This window comes from Exiguobacterium abrahamii (genome assembly GCF_015645365.1).
Classification (GTDB): Bacteria; Bacillota; Bacilli; order Exiguobacteriales; family Exiguobacteriaceae; genus Exiguobacterium_A; species Exiguobacterium_A abrahamii.
Genome location: NZ_JADOYC010000001.1, coordinates 870,732 through 890,487, shown reverse-complemented (window position 1 = coordinate 890,487; position 19,756 = coordinate 870,732). Strand labels below are relative to the sequence as shown.

Genomic DNA, 19,756 nt, shown 5'->3' with positions numbered 1-19,756 from the left:
CCACAAGAAGGATGACCACTATTATTACCTGGTACTAACAGTAGTATATATCCCTTGTTGTTCACTTTCAAGTATTATTCGATTCTTTCTCCTTCAAGTAGCCCTTGTCGTTCGATATAGTCACGCAAGACATCGTATTCCGGCGCTTGCCAAAAGGCGTCCGATCGCAGTAAGCGGACTGCATCTTGTCGCGCAGTTTCCATGACTTGTATATCGAGCGCGGGATCAGTCAAGACGAATCGCGGTAATCCACTTTGTTCGGTACCGAAGAAATTTCCGGCTCCGCGCAGTTTTAAATCCTTTTCCGCTAGCTTGAAGCCATCGTTCGTCTCCGTCATCGTCTTGATCCGTTCTTTTCCCGTATCGGAAGAGGGATCGGCGATTAGAATACAGTAAGACTGGGCATCGCCTCGACCGACGCGCCCTCTTAATTGGTGTAACTGCGCAAGACCAAAGCGTTCTGCATCATGAATGACGATGATCGACGCGTTCGGAACGTTCACGCCGACCTCGACGACCGTCGTTGAAACAAGGATTTGAACAGTATTCTCCTTAAACGCCTGCATGATCTCGTCTTTTTCTGAAGAAGTCAAGCGCCCATGCATCAAACCGACATGATAGGGCTTGAACCGCTCGGTCAATGTCGCATGTAATTCGATCGCATTTTGAACTTCGAGTGATTCGGATTCCTCGATCAATGGCGTGATGACGTAGGCTTGTCGACCTTGCGACAATTCTTTCTCGACGAACCCGAAAACGCGTTCCATCTGTTGCGGTTTCGCCCAGTAGGTCTCGATTTCCTTTCGTCCCGCCGGCATCTCATCGATGATCGAAACATCCATATCTCCAAAGACCGATATCGCAAGCGTACGCGGAATCGGTGTCGCTGTCATATATAATACATCTGCCTGTTCAGCTTTCGCGCGCAATCGTTTCCGTTGCTCGACACCAAAGCGATGTTGTTCATCGGTGATGACGAGGTGTAATGCCTTGAACTGGACAGTGTCTTGAATCAGCGCATGTGTCCCGACCAAGACGTCGATTTCTCCTGTTGCGAGGGCTTCGAGCAAATGTGCGCGCGCTTTCCCTTTAACAGAACTCGTCAGCAGACCGACCCGAATCCCAAGTGGTTCAAGCAATGGGGCGAGTGACGCTGCATGCTGTTCCGCTAAAATTTCGGTCGGCACCATCAAGGCACCTTGTTTTCCGGCACGAACCGTCGCGAACAAGGCGATGGCTGCGATGACGGTCTTTCCGCTTCCGACATCGCCTTGCAGCAACCGATTCATTCGTTCACCGCGACCGATGTCGTCTAGGATCTCTTTTGTCACACGTTGCTGGGCACCTGTCAGCGGAAACGGCAGGCTCTTGATGAAATTGGCAATATCCGTTTCATGTAAAGGCAAGGCAACTCCTTGACCTTTCCGTCGCCCAAGACGTAACGCCTGTAATTTCAGTTGGAAATAGAGGCACTCCTCGTAGACATAACTGCGACGAGCAGCCGTCAACTCTTGTCGATTCGTTGGGAAATGGAGCGACTTTAACATCGTCATCCGGTCCTGTAACCGGTACGTCTTCCGGATGCTGTCCGGGATTCGTTCAGCTAATGCCTCAGTCTCCTTGAACGCCAAGTCGACGACGCGTCGGAATGTCTTCATCCGCATGTCACCCCGGAGCGAGTAAACGGGTGTCAATTCGCCTTCGATTGCCCCGAATTGCAATTCCGTCGCAGAGATCGTCATCCGGTGTAAATCCCACTTGCCACTGACCGTCACTTCTGCCCCGAGTTGCAATTGGTCTTTGTAGAATGCCCGGTTGAACATCGTTACGGTCACACTATACCGTTCTTCAACGAGCAGACGGAACGTTAAACGATTTTTCCCTTTGCCGTAATAGCGCACAAGTGGTTCAGACTGGACTTGACCCGTGAACTTGACTTTATCCTCATGGATTGCTTCCGTTAGACTTCCCGTCACGAAGTCGTCATAACGAAACGGGACGTGCTCGAGCACGTCCGCAACGGTGAGAATATTCATCTCTTCTAGTTTTTTCGCTAAATCCCGTCCGACACCTTTTAATGTCTTGACGTCACGTGATGGATTCATTCGATAACTCTCCGAAGATTTTCGCTTCGAGCCAGCGACCAGTCGGCGTATTCGCGAGTCCACCTTTTGCTGTCTCGCGAAGCGCAGACGGCATCATCTGACCAATCTCATGCATGGCTGAGATGACTTCATCACACGGAATCCGTGACGTGATTCCAGCGAGAGCCATGTCGGCAGCGACAACAGCATTCGCCCCGCCCATCGCATTTCGTTTCACGCATGGTACTTCGACGAGTCCTGCAACAGGATCACAGACGAGTCCGAGCATGTTCTTCAACGCGATCGCAAAAGCATGTGCTGACTGATCCGGTGTTCCGCCCGCCATCTCAACGATCGCAGCAGCTGCCATCGCTGTTGCTGAACCAACTTCTGCCTGACAGCCACCAGCCGCTCCGGAAATCGACGCATTGTTCGCGACGACGAAGCCGAACGCACCGGATGTGAACAAGAAGCGTAGCATTTGCTCACGCGTTGGGTTTAAGCGATCTTTGACCGCAAATAAAGTACCTGGCACGACGCCGGCACTCCCTGCCGTTGGTGTCGCACAAATTTTCCCCATCGCAGCATTGACTTCATTCGTTCCGATTGCCTTACTAACGGCGTCCAGTAATAAATCACCGGATAAACCTTTACCTGAAGCACGGTACCGTTGAAGCAAGACAGCATCCCCACCGGTTAGTCCTGTCACCGACTGGACACCGTCACCATCAAGTGAACGAGCGACTGCTTCTTCCATCACTTGTAGGTTTCGTTCCATCATCGCATAGACTTCATCTCGCTCTAAATGACGAACCGTCATCTCTTGCTCGATCATGACTTCCGAAATCGGAATATTTCGTTCCGTCGCGATGGCGACGAGTTCTTTTACGGATTTAAACATGTCTTCACTCTCCCATCATGACGGCACGCTCGACTTGAGGTAACCGATCGATTTCTTCCAACACTTCTGCCGTTATCCGGTCATCAATCTCAATTGCCATGAGTGCTTGTTTTCCTTTTTCATGCCGTGACACTTCCATGTGCCCGATGTTGATTTCGTAATCAGCCAAAATGCTCGTCACGGCTGCAATCGCACCAAAGCGGTCATGGTGCAAGACGACGAGTGCCGGTCCCCCACCGGACAAACGAAGCGGTACACCATTTAATTCAGTGATTTCAATCGTTCCCCCACCAATTGAAATACCAACCAATTCAAACTCTTCTAACCCGTTCGTCAAGTGGACACGTGCCGTATTCGGATGATCCGTCAATGCTTCGCTCGTCTCGAAATGAATCTCGATCCCTTTTGACTTCGCGATATCGATCGATTGCGGAATTCGGTCGTCAAACGTATCGTATCCGAGAACACCGCCGATGATGGCGACGTCCGTTCCATGTCCACGATACGTATCCGCGAATGAACCGTAAAACGTGATGTGGATGACAGTAGGTGTTTCCCCGAATAATTTACCCGCCATCAATCCGATCCGTGCAGCTCCCGCTGTATGCGAGCTCGATGGACCAACCATGACTGGTCCGATGATGTCAAAGACGCTACGATATTTCATCTCTTTTCCCCTCTCTATGAAACAAACGAAATCCCACCTCTATTATCGCAGATGGTGGGATTCGTGAAAAGGCTAGTCGCCCTTTTTCAGTATGATGGTTTTATTCGACGCTTAAAATGTACGAATAAAGTGGTTGTTTGCCGTCGTGGACTTCCACTTCAGCATCCGGATTAACCGATTCGATGTACGCGACGAGGTCGTCGACTTCTTCTGTCGAAACGCCTTCACCGTAAAGAACCGTGATGATTTCGTCGTCCTCCGTGACGAGTGTATCGACGAGTTTCTTGACGGCACCAAGACTTGAAGAATCCGTAGCAACGATTTGTTTTTCAGCAATCGCCATATGGTCGTCCTTCTTGATTTCTACACCATCGATGTTCGTATCACGTACGGCATATGTGACTTGCCCCGACTTAACGGCTGCAATCGCATCTGCCATATGCGCTTCGTTCTCTTCGACAGTCGCTTCCGGGTTATAAACGATTGTTGCTGCTAAACCTTGTGGGACTGTTTTTGATTTCACGACCGTCACACCACAATTCGCGACAGATGCTGCTTGTTCAGCGGCCATGATGATGTTCGAGTTGTTTGGATAGACATAAACGTGTTCCGCATGTGCATCCTCGATCGCCTTAACGATATCTTCCGTCGACGGGTTCATCGTTTGTCCGCCTTCGATAACGACACTGACACCGAGTGATTTAAAGAGTTCGCTGATTCCTTCACCCATTGCGACTGTCACGAGGGCTGCTTTCGCTTTTGCCTTCGGTGCAGCGACTGGAGTGACTTGGTTCGCACCTTCTTCTTCAAGGATCGTCGAGTGTTGTTGACGCATGTTTTCAATCTTAACAGCGACGAGTTCACCGAAACGTTGTCCTTTTGTGATGACTTCTCCTGGTGTTTCAACGTGGACGTGAACTTTCAACAGTTCTTCATCCGCGACGACGAGCAACGAATCACCGAATTCCGCTAATTCGTTACGGAAGTCTTCTTCGCTAAATGGTGCATTCGCAAGCTTGTCATCTTGGAAACGAACCATGATTTCCGTACAGTAACCGTAATGGATTTCTTCTGTCGACATGAAGCTTTGAGCCGTTTTATGATGCTCTGCTTCGACGAGTGCTTCCATGACAGGCGCATGCGGTTTGTCGAGTTCTTTTCCTTCGAGTGTTGCGAGGAATCCTTCATAGATACAGACGAGACCTTGACCACCAGAGTCAACGACACCGACTTCTTTTAATACCGGAAGAAGTTCTGGTGTACCGTCGAGCGATACTTTCGAAGCTTCGACGAGTTGACGCATCAACTCTAAGAAATCCGTCGTCGTCTCAGATTGTGCGATAGCAGCGACCGCTGTTTCACGGGCAACCGTCAAGATTGTCCCTTCGACCGGTTTCATGACTGCTTTGTATGCTGTATCGACACCTTTTTGTAACGCATCTGCGAATTCCTTCGTATCAATCGTTGTTTTGCCTTCGATTGATTTCGAGAATCCACGGAACAATTGACTTAAGATGACGCCAGAGTTTCCGCGCGCCCCCATCAATAATCCACGTGCGAAGACGTTCGCGACTTCCGATACAGAATCCGAAGTTGATTTACCTGCTTCTTTTGCTCCTGAAGTCATCGTCAAATTCATGTTCGTTCCCGTATCACCATCTGGCACAGGGAAGACGTTCAATGAATCGACGAAATCTGCATTTTGATAGAGATTCGCCGCGCCATTTTGAATCATCTTGACTAACTGCGCTCCTGTTAAACGATCTACACTCACTAAAGTTTCCTCCTCTATTCCCGCCTTAGACATTCGTCAAGCGGACTCCTTGGACAAAGATGTTCACAGATGTCACGTCAAGACCTAGTGCCTGACTGAGCGTGTATTTCACGCGACTCTGTACGTTGTTCGCCACCTCTGAGATTTTCGTTCCATAGCTTACGATGATATGCATATCGATATGGACCTGCTCTGAAGCCTGTCGAACGATGACACCGCGTGCAAAGTTCTCACGTTTTAAGAGTTCAGCAAGACCATCCTTGATTTGAGACTGGGATGCCATACCAACGACACCAAAACATTCCATTGCTGCGCCGCCCGCAAGTTGCGCGACGACATCATTATCTACATCAATCTTTCCATAGGTCGTTTTCATCTCGATCGCCACCTGAGTAGCCCCCTTTGAATATTGTATTCTTCTCATAATTCTACTATAAGGACCTACTATTGAAAAGTCGCCGTACTGACTATACAATGAATAAGTGAAAAATAGTAGCGGTCAAATGAACTTTTACCATCATCCTCATCCATTATTTTAAATTTCGAGGTTGTCTGTCAAGTTTTTTTCTTGTCAGCTACTTTTTTTATGTTGCAACCGCCCTGACACCATGCTAAGATAGCAAAGTGTCTATTAGGACGAACGCAAAACAACATAAAAGGAGGCGGAACGCATGGCACGTAAATGCTACGTTACTGGGAAATCGCCAAAGTCGGGTAACAACCGTTCACACGCATTGAACAAAACAAAACGTACTTGGGGAGTCAACGTACAAAAAGTACGTATCCTCGTCGACGGTAAGCCGAAAAAGGTTTGGGTTTCAGCTCGAGCTCTTAAATCAGGTAAAGTCGAACGCGTATAAGGCGCAACCACCGGATGGGAATCTTCCCTTCCGGTTTTTTTATGCTCTCATTTATTTTTCTCATAAACTAATTGTCGCTTTTATTGAAAACGCTTACAATAGGAACGTACTTTATTTTGTCAGAATTGGGGGAAGTCATCATGCAACTCAAACGAGAGATGACGAGTCGACACCTGTTCATGATTTCACTCGGCGGAATCATCGGAACAGGCTTATTTTTAGGGTCAGGATTAACGATTTCACAAGCAGGACCTCTCGGGGCGGTCCTCAGTTACATCGTGGGTGGGACCATCATGTATCTGACGATGTTATGTTTAGGAGAATTAGCGGTTTATCTGCCGGTCTCGGGGTCATTTCAGACCTATACGACCCGCTTCATTGGACCAGGGGTCGGCTTTGCCGTCGGTTGGATTTATTGGCTCGGCTGGGCAGTGACGGTGGCACTCGAAATCACAGCTGCCGGCAGTTTGATGGATCGCTGGTTTCCGAATGTACCCGTTGTCGTCTGGTGTACCGTCTTTACGGTCTTGCTGTTCGGTCTGAATGCCGTCTCCGCCAAAGCATTCGGTGAAGCTGAATTCTGGTTCTCAAGTTTGAAGGTCCTCGCGATCCTGTTCTTCATCATTCTAGGTGGCGCTGCTTGGTTCGGCTGGTTACCGATGGAAGCAGATCGCCCAACATCGTTATTTGCGAACTTTACGGCAAGCGGTTGGTTTCCAAACGGGATTCTCGGTGTCTTGACGACGATGATTGCCGTCAACTTCGCCTTCCAAGGAACGGAATTGATCGGTGTTGCGGCTGGGGAGTCCGACACGCCAGAAAAATCGATTCCAAAAGCCATCCGCAATACAGTCTGGCGGACGTTCATCTTCTTCGTCTTATCGATTACGATCGTTGGTGCATTAATTCCGTATGAAACAGCTGGCGGAGTCAGCAGTCCGTTCATCATGGTCTTTGATGCGATCGGTATTCCGTACGCTGCTGATTTGATGAACATCGTCGTCTTGACGGCACTATTGTCCGTCGGAAACTCCGGACTATATGCGGCGACCCGGATGTTATGGGCGATGGCGCAAGAAGGGATGATTTCAAAGAAATTATCTTACGTCAATGCACGTGGTGTGCCGATGCGGGCGTTGCTCTTTACGATGATGTTCGCGATGTTATCGCTTTTGACCGCATTTTTCGCAGAAGATACCGTCTTCATTTGGCTCTTGTCCTTAGCCGGACTCGGGGCTCAAGTCGGCTGGATTTCCATCTCTGCTTCTCAGCTTGCATTTCGTCGTCAGTTCGTCCGAAACGGACACGATGTATCCGAACTGAAATTCAAGACACCACTCTATCCGGTGTTACCACTGATTTCGTTGACACTTAACGTCGTCGTCCTCGTCAGTCTTGCGTTTCAAGCGGATCAACGAATCGCGCTATACATCGGTGTTCCTTTCTTTCTTGTCATGTGGGGAAGTTATCATCTCTTCGTCAAAGGAAAACATCTATCCGCTCAAAGCGACATCCGTGTCGCCCCTTCTCAACTTGAAGAATAATTTCATCTAAAAAGAGGCCGCGGAATCATCCATGGCCTCTTTTTGTATGATTGTTCTATTCCTTAAGCGTCCGCATCATTAATAATTCGCCTTGATGGAGCTCTACCTTCGCTTCTGACGCACGCCATTCATTACTGACAGTCAAGGAACCTCCGACGGGTACGGGATGTGCATCAAGTGGATATTTGACTCCGGATAAGCTTAAGGTCGACTGCACAAGTGGAATGAACGAAAGATAATGATAGCTCCCTGCTTCGACTGCATACGTTCCCTCAGCCAAGTATCGCACCTCTTCTCGTTTCGTCACGAGTCGTGCCTCTGAATATTGCTTCAATAGATAGACATTTTGGACGGTCATGTCGAGCCGCCCACCAGTCGCCCCGATGATGATGATCTCCTCATGCTGTTCCCTCTCAGACACTGTACGAAGGGCCAGTTCAAGATCCGTCTCATCTTTCTCAGCCGGATGAACGATTGCCCCTTCTGGTACATAACCAAGCGAATCAAAATCACCGATTGTCAGGTCGCATGTCAGCCCAAACGATTCGACCGTCTGAACACCACCATCGACACCGACGATGAAATCACCCGGCTGACAAAACATCTGTAAATCCGGTACTTCTTCTCGCGGACCGGCACAAACGAGAATCGCCCGCATCTCAGACGCCTCGTGCCGAATAACGGAGTAAGCGTGGCGCAGTCGTGAATAGAATTCCTGCTACGATTCCACATAAGATGTACGAGGGAACCATATACGTTGCGTTATAGACGAAAGAGTATTCCACGACTGGACCTTTTGCATACTTGGCAAAAAAGACGATGCCACTGATGACATGACAGATATAACGGAGTCCTGCGCCTAATAACGTCGCCAGGAGAACGAACGCCATCAAGCTTTTCTTTTGTCCATTGCGCGCGGCTAGTCTGACTTGACGCGCGAACAGACCACTTAATCCGACGACACCATACGCAATCGTATAGTCAAGCATCGGTTGAACGATCGTCAAGACTTGTGGAGCGAACATCAATTGAATCGTACCGACAAGCGCTCCCGTGACGACCCCTCCGACGACACCGTGGCGAAACGCCATGACGAAGATCGGTAGCATCGCTAAGCTGATCGAACCACCTTGTGGCATTTTGAATGGAATCAGTAAATCAAAGACGACTCCGAGACTGGCGAAGATGGCAATTTCCATCATCATTTGTAACCGTTTCATGCTATTTTTTCCTCCTTCATTGTACGAGAGGACGCAAAAAGGCAGTACGACGAACGCCGTACTGCCTGCGTGCGCCACATCCCTACGTCCGTTTGAACGGAACAGGTTCGAAGGGTTAAAGTCTAAAAGACTCCTCTCAGCCGCTTTTCAAGCGACACCCCTTGCGGTCATCATATTTATTATACGGCAGCCCCTTGACGAATGCTAGTGATCGCTTCCGCATAATCCGGTGCATTGTAGATTGCTGATCCTGCGACGAGAACGTTCGCACCATTATCGATGCAAAGTTTTGCCGTTTCCGGATTGACGCCACCGTCAATTTCGATTTCAAATGTCAGACCACGATCTGCTTTCATTTGCGCGAGTGCTGCGAGTTTCGGCATGACACGCTCGATGAAGGCTTGTCCACCGAAGCCCGGATTGACCGTCATCAATAAGACCATGTCGACATCCTCAAGGACGTGTTCAATCGTTGATAATGGCGTGTGCGGATTCAAGACGACTCCTGCCTTTGCGCCCGCTGCTTTGATTTGTTGTAAGACACGATGGACATGATTCGTCGCTTCGACGTGGAACGTCACGATGTCTGCCCCTGCCTTGACGAAATCTTCAACGAAACGTTCTGGCTGGTCGATCATCAAATGGACATCGAGAATCATATCCGTCTTTTGACGTAAACTGCTAAGCACAGGTAATCCAAATGAGATGTTCGGTACGAACTGACCGTCCATGACATCAAAATGGATATAGTCCGCGCCTGCTGCTTCGACGGCTTTAACATCGCGTTCGAGATTCGCAAAATCTGCTGATAAGATAGATGGTGCAATTTTAATCATCTTCAATACCTCCGGGCTCGATTCTTGATTTCGTCTATAAACATACCATAGTTCTCATAACGAGAGGACATGATTTCTTGGGCTTCGACGGCTTCCTTGACGGCACAACCGGGTTCATTCAAATGCAAGCAACCTCGGTATTTGCACTCATCTTGTACAGCCACGAATTCAGGAAAACTCCATCGTACATCCTCGATTTCCATTTCATACGGAAAATCAAGGTTCGAGAAACCCGGTGTATCAGCAATCAATCCTTCGGCAAGCGGCATCAACGTAACGTGACGCGTCGTATGACGTCCGCGTCCGAGTGATTTCGAGATGGCACTTGTTTCTAAATCAAGAGAGGGCTCCAGTGCATTGAGCAATGAACTTTTCCCAACACCAGATTGTCCCGCGAGAACGCTCGTTTTTCCAGCAAGCAACGGACGGACTTGCTCAACACCCGACAACGTCTCACTTGATGTCTCGATGACCGTATATCCAATCTTCCGGTAAGCGGCAATTGCCTCTCGGACAGCCGGTCCTTTAACATCGTCAAGCAAGTCCATTTTCGTCAACAGGATGACGGGTTGAATTTCCTTCGCTTCGATCAAAACGAGAAATCGGTCGAGCAAGTGCGCTGAAAAATCAGGTTCTGCCGCCGAAACGACGAGCAATGCCTGGTCGATATTCGCGACAGGCGGGCGTACTAAAAAGTTGTCCCGCTCCTTCACTTCGAGAATATATCCCGTCTCACTTTCGATATGAAGAACGACTTCGTCTCCAACGACTGGACTGATGCCGCGTTTTCGGAAATTCCCTCTTGCCCGTGAACGGACCTCTCCTTCTGGTGTCATGACATCATAAAAGCCACCCTGCAGGCGTATGATCGTTCCTTCTCGATTCTCTTCGATGCGTTGTTCCGTCATCCTATGCACTCCTTTTTCATCACATTCACTGTGCGTCTTTTGCTTGATTGTACGTGATGGTTTTTGAACGATACACCGTATCGTCTTTATAAATCGTAATCTTGCCTTCTTCTCCCGGATCAATCGTCACCGGCACGTCGAATGTCTCATCTTGGTCAATCGATTCCTCGATGACGGTCCGCTTCCCTTTCGCATCTTCCGTCTCAATCCGGATGACTTGTTTCGGTGGTTCCTCGTCCTCGTTCTCGCTGACCGCATCATAGACGACCTTTTCAGGGAACGTCGCTGTCACCGTTTTTTCTTCCTCACCTTTTGAGATGAAGACCGTCACGGAGTCGTTCGGTTCGACTTGTGCTCCTGCTTGCGGGAATTGACGGATGACTTGATCGAGCTTGACATCACTTGAGAATTCTTGTTCAAACGTACCGTCGAGACCCATTTCATCGAGATACGCTTTCGCTTCATCACTCGATAAGTTCGTCAAGTCTTTCAATTCAAAGGACGACGTTCCTTCTGAGACAGTGATCGTAATCGTCTGTTCTTTTGCGATCACTTCCGTCCCAGCAGAGATCGATTGCCGGATCACATTACCTCGCGCGATTTCATCCGACTTTTCGCGTTCGACCTCGACTTTAGCGAATCCAGCCTCTTTTAACGTCGCAATCGCCTCTTTTTCAGCGTCATCTGTCACATCCGGTACTTCGACCGGAGCACTTCCGGTAGAGACGACCAAGTTGACTGTCGAGCCCTTCTTGACCTGTGCGTTTTCACGCGGTGTCTGACTGATGACGTCTCCCTCATCGACTGTATCGCTATTTCGTTCTGTCGTCTCGACAACGAATCCAAGTTTCTCAAGCTTCGTTTCCGCTTCGTCTCCATCCGTCTTGACGACAGATGGTACGGTGACCGTTGGATCTGGCCACATCGCAAACGTCGTAGCTGCACCACCTAGCAATATGAGCAATAAGAGGACGATCCACCAGCGTTTTTTCTTTTTCTTTTCCGGTGTTTTCGGTTGAACGGTCGTGACAGCGGGTGATTCTGGTTCCGCTTTTGATTCTTCTGGCACTTGGACAGGCGATAAGACCATCGTCTTTTCCATCTCATCCTCTTCTGCACCTCGGATGCCTTCATTTGCTCGTTCGTCAGACAACGCCGTCACCATATCTGCCTTAAAGGCTGCGACGGACTGTTGGCGGTCATGCGGTGCTTTTGCGAGCGCCTGCATGATACAGTTCTCAAGCGCTTGTGGCACTTTCGGATTCAAGACGGATGGACGACGCGGTGTATCTTGCAGATGCTTCAAAGCGATCGCAACCGGTGAATCACCCTCGAACGGGACTTGTCCTGTCACAAGTTCGTATAAGACAGCACCCAGTGAATAGATATCCGACTTCTCATCCGCAAATTTACCTTTTGCTTGTTCCGGTGAAAAGTAATGGACAGACCCAAGGACGGACATCGTATGCGTCAGCGTCGCATTCGACATCGCCACAGCGATTCCGAAATCCGTTACTTTGACGGTACCATCCTCTCGAATCAACATGTTTTGCGGTTTGATATCGCGATGGATGATCCGGTGTGCATGGGCATGATCGATCGCATCACAAATTTGAGCGATGATATCGACGGCCTGCGGCACAGGTAATGCTTGATTTTCACAAAATGTCTTTAATGTCATACCATCGATATACTCCATGACGATGTAATAGATGGCATCTTCTTCGCCTACATCATAGACGGCAACGATGTTTGGATGATTCAAGCTGGTAGCAGCATGCGCTTCACGTTCGAATCGACGAATGAACTGTTCGTCATGCGAAAATTCAGTCCGTAAAATCTTAATGGCAACATGACGCTTTAAAATCTCATCATAGGCTTGATAGACATTCGCCATCCCGCCACTTCCAACTAGCCGTTCTATGCGGTAGCGGTCATTTAATCGATCTCCGTATCGCATATTCAGACCCTCTTTCTTTCTTTGAACCGGATGGCGGCAATCGTAATATTATCCGCGCCTCCTCGAGCATTCGCTTCTTTCACCAATCGTCCGACGATCTCATCAAGCGGCTCATCCTGTAAGATGATCTGTTCGATGACATCATCTGGCACTTCATCGGTCAACCCGTCACTACAGACGAGGACGAGGTCATAGTCTGGAGCATCTCTGACTTGAATGTCGACTTCGACCGTTTCGTTCGAGCCGACCGACCGTGTGATGACATTCTTACGAGGATGATTTTCGACTTCCTCATCCGAAAGTTCCCCCATTTGTCGTAACATGTTGACGTAAGAATGATCATCCGTCAATTGTTTTAACGCCGTACCTTCAAGGGCATAGACCCTACTATCTCCAACATGACCGATGACGAGCAAATCCTCGACCCAGCATACGCAGGCAATGGTCGTTCCGACGATTGCAAGTTGCTCTTCTTTTGAAAACTGAAGAATCCGGGCATTTGCCTCGGCTACACGTTGTTCTATCCATTCAGACAATTCCATCGGACGATTTGGCATGAGTGAAAAGGATGCTTCGAATACCTCGCGAACGATCGCACTTGCGATATCGCCAGCAGCATGACCTCCCATACCGTCCGCAACGACGGCAAGACCACGTTCAGCGTTCCCGACGAGTAATACCGTATCCTCATTTTTAGTCCTGACTTTCCCAGTAGTCGAAAGGTGAGCTAACTCCATGACAGTCCTCCGTTCGTGTCAATCTTCTCGTTTTTTAAACGCGGCAATATAGAAGCCGTCCGTTCCGACTGTCGTCGGTAACAACTTGAGTTCTGCTCGATCCCCGATCAGATGTCGCACGGATTCCGGCATCCGTGCCGCAAAGGATGTGTCAAATTCAAATCCTTGATCGAGAATGAACGCTGTCTGGTCTTCGTTCTCGGTCGGATCAATCGTACAAGTCGAATAGACAAAGGTTCCACCCTTTTTCACGAGTGGTAAGACAGATGTCAGAATATCTCGTTGAATTTTCGGGAGTTGCTCGAGTTGTTCCGGGCGTTTCGTCCATTTGATATCTGGTTTTCTCCGAATGACACCGAGTCCTGAACAAGGTGCGTCGACAAGAATCCGATCAAACGATTCTACTTCAAAGCGGTCTCCTGCTTTACGGGCATCTAACGCTTCTGCTTGAACAGTCGTAAGACCTAATCGTGTCGCTTGCTGTTCAATCAATTTAATCTTATGTGGATGAAGATCAAGTGCCTGTAGTGTTCCCGTCGTCAAACCTTCAGCAATGTGCATCGCTTTCCCACCAGGTGCGGCACAGCTGTCGAGAACATGATCAGATGCTTCTGCACCAAGTGCACGAGCGACGAGCATTGAGCTCTCATCCTGCAGAGAAAGATACCCACGGTCAATCAAGTCCGTTTTTTGAACGCTTCCTCGTTCGATTTCGAGACCGTCTGGCGCGACCGTAGATGGTTTTGCCGTCACACCTTGGTCGAGTAGAAGCTCGATCGCTTCCTCCCGCGTCGTCTTCGTCCGATTGATGCGAACCGTGACCGGTGCAGGTGTGTTATTCAATTGACAGATTTGAAGCGTTTCTTCCGGACCAAACAGTTCAATCCAGCGTTCGACGAGCCACTGCGGATGACTCGTTTCGATGCTGATTCGTTTTGCAACAGGCTCAATCTCAGCGAAGTGAGGCATCCCCGCCCGTAATACATTCCGGAGTACTCCGTTGACGACTTTCGAGACGTGGACTTTCCCACGTTTTTTAGCAATCTCGACAGCTTCATGGATGACGGCATGATCCGGTACACGATCAAGATAAAACAATTGATACACACTCATCCGTAACAACGGACGCATGAATGGGTCAAGTTTTTTCTGTTTTGCTAGATACGGCTCCAAAATATAATCCAGTGTCAATTCACGACTGAGCGTCCCGTAGACGAGTTCCGTGAACAGACCGACATCCGTTGCTGAGATAGCACGCTTTTCAAGCATCTGGTGGACCGTGATCGTCGAGAAGGCACCACCTTGACCAATTTTCATCAGTGTCGTTACTGCTGCGTCGCGTACGTTCATGCGTTCTCACCTACTTGTTGTCCGAGTTCAAGCGATTGACCGATTCCGCGCATGAACGTGGCACCATCCATCCGTTTTTTTCCGGACGGCTGTAAGTCGATCAGCTTCAACGCTGTTTCCGAACCTGTCGCGATGACGGGGCCATCCGCTTCTAAAGCAATGATTTCACCCGGTCGTCCCGTTCCTTTGACTTTCGTCGCGAAAAAGACTTTCAATCGGTCATCACCGAGCATCGTATACGTGCTCGGGAAAGGATTCATTCCTCGGATTTGATTATAAAGTGTCTCACCCGGTAACGTAAAATCAAGCCGTTCCCGTTCACGTGAGATATTCGGTGCAAACGTCGCTTCTGCCTCGACTTGTGCTTCCGGTGTCAATTCACCTGCGAACAGACGCGGTAAGGTTTCAAGCAACAGACGCGCTCCTGCGTCCGCTAATTTTTCAAACATCGTTCCGACTGTATCGTTTTCTTCGATCGGAACAATGATTTTTGACAACATATCACCCGCGTCAAGTCGATCGACCATATACATGATCGTCACGCCCGTCTCTTTTTCACCATCGATGATCGCTTGATGAATCGGTGCACCGCCACGATATTTCGGCAAGAGTGACGCATGGACGTTGATCGCCCCAAAACGTGGTGCTTCCAAAATCACCGTCGGTACGATCTGACCGTAAGCTGCCGTGATGATGAGATCTGGTTTTAAATCGAGAACATCTTGATAATCCTCGCGAATCCGTTTCGGTTGCAACACAGGAATATCGTGTTCCATCGCGACGAGTTTCACTGGTGTCGGTTTGACTTCCCGTTTTCGTCCGACCGGCTTATCTGGTTGTGAGACGACACCGACGACGTCATACCCGGCATCGATCACTTCACGCAGTGTTCCTGCCGCAAACTCAGGCGTCCCCATGAAGACGACGCGCGGTTTTTCTTGCTCGACGAGTTTATCCGTAAACAGGACACCGTCTAAATGATCCATCTCATGCTGGATGGCACGTGCAAAAAAGCCGTTTGCCTTGATTTTGACCGTCCGTCCGAGACGATCCTGCGACTTGACGACGATGCGGTCGAACCGTTCGACAGGACCGAAGATGCCAGGCATGCTGAGGCATCCTTCGTCATCGATCTGTGAACCATCGGCTTCGATGATTTCCGGATTGATCAGCTCGATCGGTCCTGTCTCATCATCCGTATGAACGACGGCAACACGAATCGGTTGATTGATTTGCGGTGCCGCTAAGCCGACACCATCATATTCGTACATCGTATCGAACATCCGGTCGATCATCTTACCAAGTTTTTTATCGAACTTCGTGACAGGTTCACACACCTGTCGTAATACATCGTTGGGTACTTCTACTACTTTATACATACAGACACCTCACATGAATACAAATGGATTCAAGTCGATCGCGACTTGTGTTTTTGACTTTTGACGACGGGCTAAGATATCACGGAGATGTGTCCGGACATCTTCCTGCCCTTTATGTTTAATTAAGACCTGTTGTCGGTACATATTTTTCAGTCGAGCAAGTGGCGCATCGAACGGTCCATTGACGACTAAGTTCTCCGATTCGAAAGCCCGCAGCTCGGAAGCGATCTGTTGCGCTTCGGCTTGTGCTTCGAGTGGATGTGTCGCCGAGACCGTAATCAGACCAAGGAACCAAAATGGAGGGTGTCCCCCGAGTTTGCGCAACTGCATCTCCCGCTTATAGAACGTTTCGAAATCATGCTGTTTTGCCGTCTGAATGACGTAGTGTTCCGGATTATAGGTCTGGATGATCGACTGTCCGGCGAGTTGCCCCCGCCCGGCACGACCCGACACTTGCGTGATCAACTGAAACGTTCGCTCACTTGCCCGAAAATCCGGAATACCAAGCGTCGCATCGGCAGCGAGCACCCCTACGAGCGTGACATTTGGAAAATCGAGACCTTTTGCGATCATCTGTGTTCCGAGTAGAATGTTTCCTTCCTTACGCTCGAAGGCATCGAGTAACTTCTCGTGTGCTCCTTTACGAGACGTCGTATCCTGATCCATCCGGATAATGCGCGCTTCCGGAATCAAATGCGCCAACTCTTCCTCAATCTTTTGTGTCCCCGTTCCGAACTGACGGATCTTCGTCGATTCACAGGACGGACAAGTTTTCGGCATCGCTGCCTCGAATCCACAATAGTGGCACTTTAAGCGATCTTCATGTTGATGATACGTTAAATTGACGGCACAATGCGGACATTGTAACGTTTCCCCGCAATCCCGACATAAGACGAATGTCGTGTACCCACGACGGTTTAAAAGTAATACCGTCTGTTCCCCACGCTCGATTCGTTCTTTGATGCCTTCGATGAGCGCGAGGCTGAACGGCGTCCGATTGCCCCGTTCAAGTTCCTTACGCATATCAACGATGTCGACCGGAGGCAGTTCTCCACCGAATCGTTCGCGAAGCGGTAAGTAACGATAGACCCCTTTTTGTGCTCGTGCATATGTCTCGAGTAACGGCGTCGCACTTCCGAGCACGACGGGACACCGATGATAGGCTGCACGCCATTTTGCGACATCACGCGTATGATAGCGCGGATTCTCTTCTTGTTTATAGGTTGTTTCATGTTCTTCATCGAGAATGATGATTCCGATATTCGTCAGCGGTGCAAAAACGGCGGATCGTGCACCGACGACGACATCGACTTCACCTTGTTCGATTTTACGCCACTCATCATACTTTTCTCCGAGCGATAGACCGCTATGCAAGACAGCGACCCGTTCTCCGAAACGACGTTTGAACCGTTTGACCATCATCGGTGTCAGACTGATTTCTGGGACGAGCAAGATCGCTTGTCTACCGCGTTCAAGTTGGGCATGAATCGATTCAAGATAGACTTCCGTCTTACCGCTTCCTGTTACGCCATGTAACAAGAACGTTCCCGTCTCCGCTTCAGCTGTTATCGCTGAAACGGCTTCCTGTTGCTTTTCCGTCAAAGAGGACGGCACAAAAATGTCTTGGACGAGATGCTCGTAAGGATTACGCCGCACATCGATCGTCTCGACTTCAATGATGCCCTTTTTCTCAAGGGCGTTCAATGTTGCGCTCGTTGCACCTGTCGCCTGCTTGATTTCACTCCACAACGCATTCGGAAATTCTTGGATATACGCATACAGTGCCGCTTGTTGGCTCGCTTGTTTTGTAAAGGTTGCTTGCTCCTCGAGGAGAAGAATCCGTTTATCAGTCTTAGACGTCTTTTTCTCGCGAATGACCGGTTGAAGCGTCACGTCAGCGTGTTTCGCTGCTGTTAAGATGATTTGTTGGACTTCCGTTGGTAATTGACTCATTTTCTTACCATGATATGCCCGAAGTGGGCCCGACTCGACTATGACCAGTTTATCATAACTCACCTTTAAGGCAGCCGGCAGCATCGCAAGCAACGCCGTCGCCTGAAAACACAAGGTCGTTTCTGATAGATACGCTGATAACTCAAGTAATTCCTGTGTATAGGTCGGCGTCTCATCTAAGACACGAACGATTGATTTGACGTTCGTCAGATCAGAGGTGGCTTTCGTTCCGACGACGATGCCAAGCAACGCACGTGGACCAAATGGTACCTCGACGCGCATCCCGGGAACGATCAGCTCCTGCCAAAGTTCCGGCACGGCATAATCAAACGGACGATCGACGGTTGCTGCTGCGACATCGACGATGACTTCGGCTATCATGCCAATGCCTCCGCGAATTGGCGCATGAGCGCTTTAGCGAGCGTCGATTTCAATTGTTGATCGTATCGCGTGACAGAATCATTCTTCCCGAAGACGACGACCTCGTTTTCGGCGCTGACGAATCCAATATCAGAACGTGAAACATCATTCGCGACGATGAAATCCGCTTTCTTTCGGGCGAGTTTCTGTTTCGCGAACGTCTCGACGTCCGTCGTCTCCGCTGCAAATCCAACTAATAGCTGATGTTGTTTCTGCTCACCGAGTGTCTTCAGGATATCCGTCGTCTCCTCGAGTTCAATCCGTAATGGTCCATGAATTTTCTTTTGCTTTTGCTCGTATTGGACAGACGGTCGATAGTCAGCTACAGCAGCAGACATGATGACGATGTCTTGCGTCTCATAGTCACGTAACATGGCTTCAAGCATTTCTTCTCCCGACTCGACGGCAATCGTCGCTATCCCGGTCGGTAATCCGATCCGAAGGGGACCATGGACGAGCGTGACATCGGCTCCTGCATCTCGTGCCGCCTCTGCGAGCGCAATTCCAGTTTTCCCTGAAGAATCATTTGTCAAATAACGAACAGGGTCAATCCGTTCTACTGTGGGTCCTGCACTGATCAAGACTTTTCGTCCGGCTAGATATTTTTCTTCAAAGAACGTTGAGAGTGTTGCGACCAAATCTTCTGGTTCCGGTAAACGACCTTTTCCGACCCAACCACATGCGAGATTTCCGACTCCCGGTGCAATCACCTGGACACCATCCTGCTTGAGTTGTTCAATATTGCGGACAGTCGCCGGATGTTCGAGCATATTGACGTTCATCGCCGGTGCGACGATGACGGGACATGTCGCTGCGAGAATTGTCGTCGTAATGAAGTCATCTGCGATCCCGTGTGCGAGTTTAGCAATCAAGTTCGCGGTCGCTGGTGCGACGATGATCAAGTCCGCTTCGTCCGCTAAATCGATATGGGCGATTTTTGACGGATCATGCTCGATGAAGACGTCATCATAGACCGCTTTTCGCGTCAGTGCTTCAAACGTCGTCTTACCAACGAATTGTTGCGCATTACGCGTCATCGCGACTTGGACGTGCGCGCCTGCTTGAACAAGTTTTGAAGCGAGTGCTGCTGATTTATAGGAAGCGATTCCACCGCCGACACACAGTAGAATGTTTCGGTTGGTTAACATGTAGGTGTCCTCCTT

General features: G+C 49.4%; 17 protein-coding genes, 1 pseudogene and 1 riboswitch. Of the genes and pseudogenes, 2 read left to right on the top strand and 16 right to left on the bottom strand.

Annotated elements, in window-relative coordinates:
• Positions 1-74 precede the first annotated feature (74 nt).
• The 5 genes from recG to ITJ88_RS04355 all read right to left on the bottom strand — a co-directional run bounded on the left by recG (position 75) and on the right by ITJ88_RS04355 (position 5,814).
• Complete coding sequence (gene recG, locus ITJ88_RS04375) at positions 75-2,105, bottom strand: ATP-dependent DNA helicase RecG (RefSeq protein ID WP_195864761.1); 2,031 nt, start codon at positions 2,103-2,105, stop codon at positions 75-77.
• Positions 2,089-2,985, bottom strand: coding sequence for an L-serine ammonia-lyase, iron-sulfur-dependent, subunit alpha (gene sdaAA, locus ITJ88_RS04370; protein ID WP_023468754.1), 897 nt, complete (start codon positions 2,983-2,985; stop codon positions 2,089-2,091). Before sdaAA ends, recG begins: the two co-directional genes overlap by 17 nt.
• Positions 2,986-2,989: 4 nt before the next feature.
• Positions 2,990-3,652, bottom strand: a complete 663-nt coding sequence (gene sdaAB, locus ITJ88_RS04365; protein ID WP_195864760.1) for an L-serine ammonia-lyase, iron-sulfur-dependent subunit beta — start codon at positions 3,650-3,652, stop codon at positions 2,990-2,992.
• Positions 3,653-3,752: 100 nt separating this feature from the next.
• Positions 3,753-5,426, bottom strand: a complete 1,674-nt coding sequence (locus ITJ88_RS04360; RefSeq protein ID WP_370567758.1) for a DAK2 domain-containing protein — start codon at positions 5,424-5,426, stop codon at positions 3,753-3,755.
• Between the two features lie 25 nt (positions 5,427-5,451).
• Positions 5,452-5,814: an Asp23/Gls24 family envelope stress response protein gene (locus ITJ88_RS04355; RefSeq protein ID WP_023468757.1), complete on the bottom strand. Its 363-nt coding sequence runs from the start codon at positions 5,812-5,814 to the stop codon at positions 5,452-5,454.
• 283 nt (positions 5,815-6,097) lie between these two features.
• On the opposite strand from ITJ88_RS04355, the gene rpmB reads away from it, so the two are divergent.
• Positions 6,098-6,286 (top strand): 50S ribosomal protein L28, encoded by a 189-nt coding sequence (gene rpmB, locus ITJ88_RS04350; protein WP_023468758.1) that lies wholly within the window; start codon positions 6,098-6,100, stop codon positions 6,284-6,286.
• Positions 6,287-6,426: 140 nt separating this feature from the next.
• Positions 6,427-7,830: an amino acid permease gene (locus ITJ88_RS04345; protein ID WP_064299638.1), complete on the top strand. Its 1,404-nt coding sequence runs from the start codon at positions 6,427-6,429 to the stop codon at positions 7,828-7,830.
• 55 nt (positions 7,831-7,885) lie between these two features.
• Here ITJ88_RS04345 and ITJ88_RS04340 read toward each other — a convergent pair whose 3' ends face one another.
• From ITJ88_RS04340 to coaBC, 11 genes and pseudogenes are all read right to left on the bottom strand, one after another.
• A complete protein-coding gene (locus ITJ88_RS04340; RefSeq protein WP_195864758.1) occupies positions 7,886-8,488 on the bottom strand; it encodes a thiamine diphosphokinase in 603 nt (200 codons plus the stop codon).
• Between the two features lies 1 nt (position 8,489).
• Entirely contained in the window at positions 8,490-9,050 is a 561-nt protein-coding gene (gene thiT / locus ITJ88_RS04335) for an energy-coupled thiamine transporter ThiT (RefSeq protein WP_195864757.1), read from the bottom strand.
• 62 nt (positions 9,051-9,112) lie between these two features.
• A riboswitch (TPP riboswitch) is annotated at positions 9,113-9,222 on the bottom strand.
• 7 nt (positions 9,223-9,229) lie between these two features.
• A complete protein-coding gene (gene rpe / locus ITJ88_RS04330) occupies positions 9,230-9,886 on the bottom strand; it encodes a ribulose-phosphate 3-epimerase (protein ID WP_029342106.1) in 657 nt (218 codons plus the stop codon).
• Between the two features lie 2 nt (positions 9,887-9,888).
• Positions 9,889-10,794 carry a ribosome small subunit-dependent GTPase A gene (gene rsgA / locus ITJ88_RS04325; RefSeq protein ID WP_195864756.1) on the bottom strand — a complete coding sequence of 302 codons (906 nt, stop codon included), beginning with the start codon at positions 10,792-10,794 and terminating at the stop codon, positions 9,889-9,891.
• A 25-nt stretch (positions 10,795-10,819) separates the two neighbouring features.
• Complete coding sequence (pknB, locus tag ITJ88_RS04320; RefSeq protein WP_195864755.1) at positions 10,820-12,754, bottom strand: Stk1 family PASTA domain-containing Ser/Thr kinase; 1,935 nt, start codon at positions 12,752-12,754, stop codon at positions 10,820-10,822.
• Positions 12,755-12,756: 2 nt separating this feature from the next.
• Positions 12,757-13,491: a Stp1/IreP family PP2C-type Ser/Thr phosphatase gene (locus ITJ88_RS04315; RefSeq protein WP_029342109.1), complete on the bottom strand. Its 735-nt coding sequence runs from the start codon at positions 13,489-13,491 to the stop codon at positions 12,757-12,759.
• Positions 13,492-13,509: 18 nt separating this feature from the next.
• Complete coding sequence (gene rsmB, locus ITJ88_RS04310) at positions 13,510-14,841, bottom strand: 16S rRNA (cytosine(967)-C(5))-methyltransferase RsmB (protein ID WP_195864754.1); 1,332 nt, start codon at positions 14,839-14,841, stop codon at positions 13,510-13,512.
• The gene (gene fmt / locus ITJ88_RS04305) at positions 14,838-15,827 is read right to left on the bottom strand and encodes a methionyl-tRNA formyltransferase (RefSeq protein ID WP_370567789.1); all 990 of its coding nucleotides are present in this window, start codon (positions 15,825-15,827) and stop codon (positions 14,838-14,840) included. The genes rsmB and fmt overlap by 4 nt, the downstream gene beginning before the upstream one ends.
• A gap of 3 nt (positions 15,828-15,830) precedes the next feature.
• A pseudogene (gene def / locus ITJ88_RS16450) lies at positions 15,831-16,220 on the bottom strand (peptide deformylase); the annotation flags it as partial.
• Positions 16,221-16,229: 9 nt separating this feature from the next.
• The gene (gene priA / locus ITJ88_RS04300) at positions 16,230-18,554 is read right to left on the bottom strand and encodes a primosomal protein N' (protein WP_195864752.1); all 2,325 of its coding nucleotides are present in this window, start codon (positions 18,552-18,554) and stop codon (positions 16,230-16,232) included.
• Positions 18,551-19,741, bottom strand: coding sequence for a bifunctional phosphopantothenoylcysteine decarboxylase/phosphopantothenate--cysteine ligase CoaBC (gene coaBC, locus ITJ88_RS04295; protein ID WP_195864751.1), 1,191 nt, complete (start codon positions 19,739-19,741; stop codon positions 18,551-18,553). The genes priA and coaBC overlap by 4 nt, the downstream gene beginning before the upstream one ends.
• Between the last annotated feature and the right edge of the window lie 15 nt (positions 19,742-19,756).

What these genes read in the sequence shown, in the direction of transcription:
- recG (WP_195864761.1), bottom strand. Translation starts at nt 2,105, where the DNA reads ATGAATCCATCACGTGACGTCAAGACATTAAAAGGTGTCGGACGGGAT.
- sdaAA (WP_023468754.1), bottom strand. Translation starts at nt 2,985, where the DNA reads ATGTTTAAATCCGTAAAAGAACTCGTCGCCATCGCGACGGAACGAAAT.
- sdaAB (WP_195864760.1), bottom strand. Translation starts at nt 3,652, where the DNA reads ATGAAATATCGTAGCGTCTTTGACATCATCGGACCAGTCATGGTTGGT.
- rpmB (WP_023468758.1), top strand. Translation starts at nt 6,098, where the DNA reads ATGGCACGTAAATGCTACGTTACTGGGAAATCGCCAAAGTCGGGTAAC.
- ITJ88_RS04345 (WP_064299638.1), top strand. Translation starts at nt 6,427, where the DNA reads ATGCAACTCAAACGAGAGATGACGAGTCGACACCTGTTCATGATTTCA.
- ITJ88_RS04340 (WP_195864758.1), bottom strand. Translation starts at nt 8,488, where the DNA reads ATGCGGGCGATTCTCGTTTGTGCCGGTCCGCGAGAAGAAGTACCGGAT.
- thiT (WP_195864757.1), bottom strand. Translation starts at nt 9,050, where the DNA reads ATGAAACGGTTACAAATGATGATGGAAATTGCCATCTTCGCCAGTCTC.
- rpe (WP_029342106.1), bottom strand. Translation starts at nt 9,886, where the DNA reads ATGATTAAAATTGCACCATCTATCTTATCAGCAGATTTTGCGAATCTC.
- rsgA (WP_195864756.1), bottom strand. Translation starts at nt 10,794, where the DNA reads ATGACGGAACAACGCATCGAAGAGAATCGAGAAGGAACGATCATACGC.
- pknB (WP_195864755.1), bottom strand. Translation starts at nt 12,754, where the DNA reads ATGCGATACGGAGATCGATTAAATGACCGCTACCGCATAGAACGGCTA.
- ITJ88_RS04315 (WP_029342109.1), bottom strand. Translation starts at nt 13,491, where the DNA reads ATGGAGTTAGCTCACCTTTCGACTACTGGGAAAGTCAGGACTAAAAAT.
- rsmB (WP_195864754.1), bottom strand. Translation starts at nt 14,841, where the DNA reads ATGAACGTACGCGACGCAGCAGTAACGACACTGATGAAAATTGGTCAA.
- fmt (WP_370567789.1), bottom strand. Translation starts at nt 15,827, where the DNA reads ATGGATCATTTAGACGGTGTCCTGTTTACGGATAAACTCGTCGAGCAA.
- priA (WP_195864752.1), bottom strand. Translation starts at nt 18,554, where the DNA reads ATGATAGCCGAAGTCATCGTCGATGTCGCAGCAGCAACCGTCGATCGT.
- coaBC (WP_195864751.1), bottom strand. Translation starts at nt 19,741, where the DNA reads ATGTTAACCAACCGAAACATTCTACTGTGTGTCGGCGGTGGAATCGCT.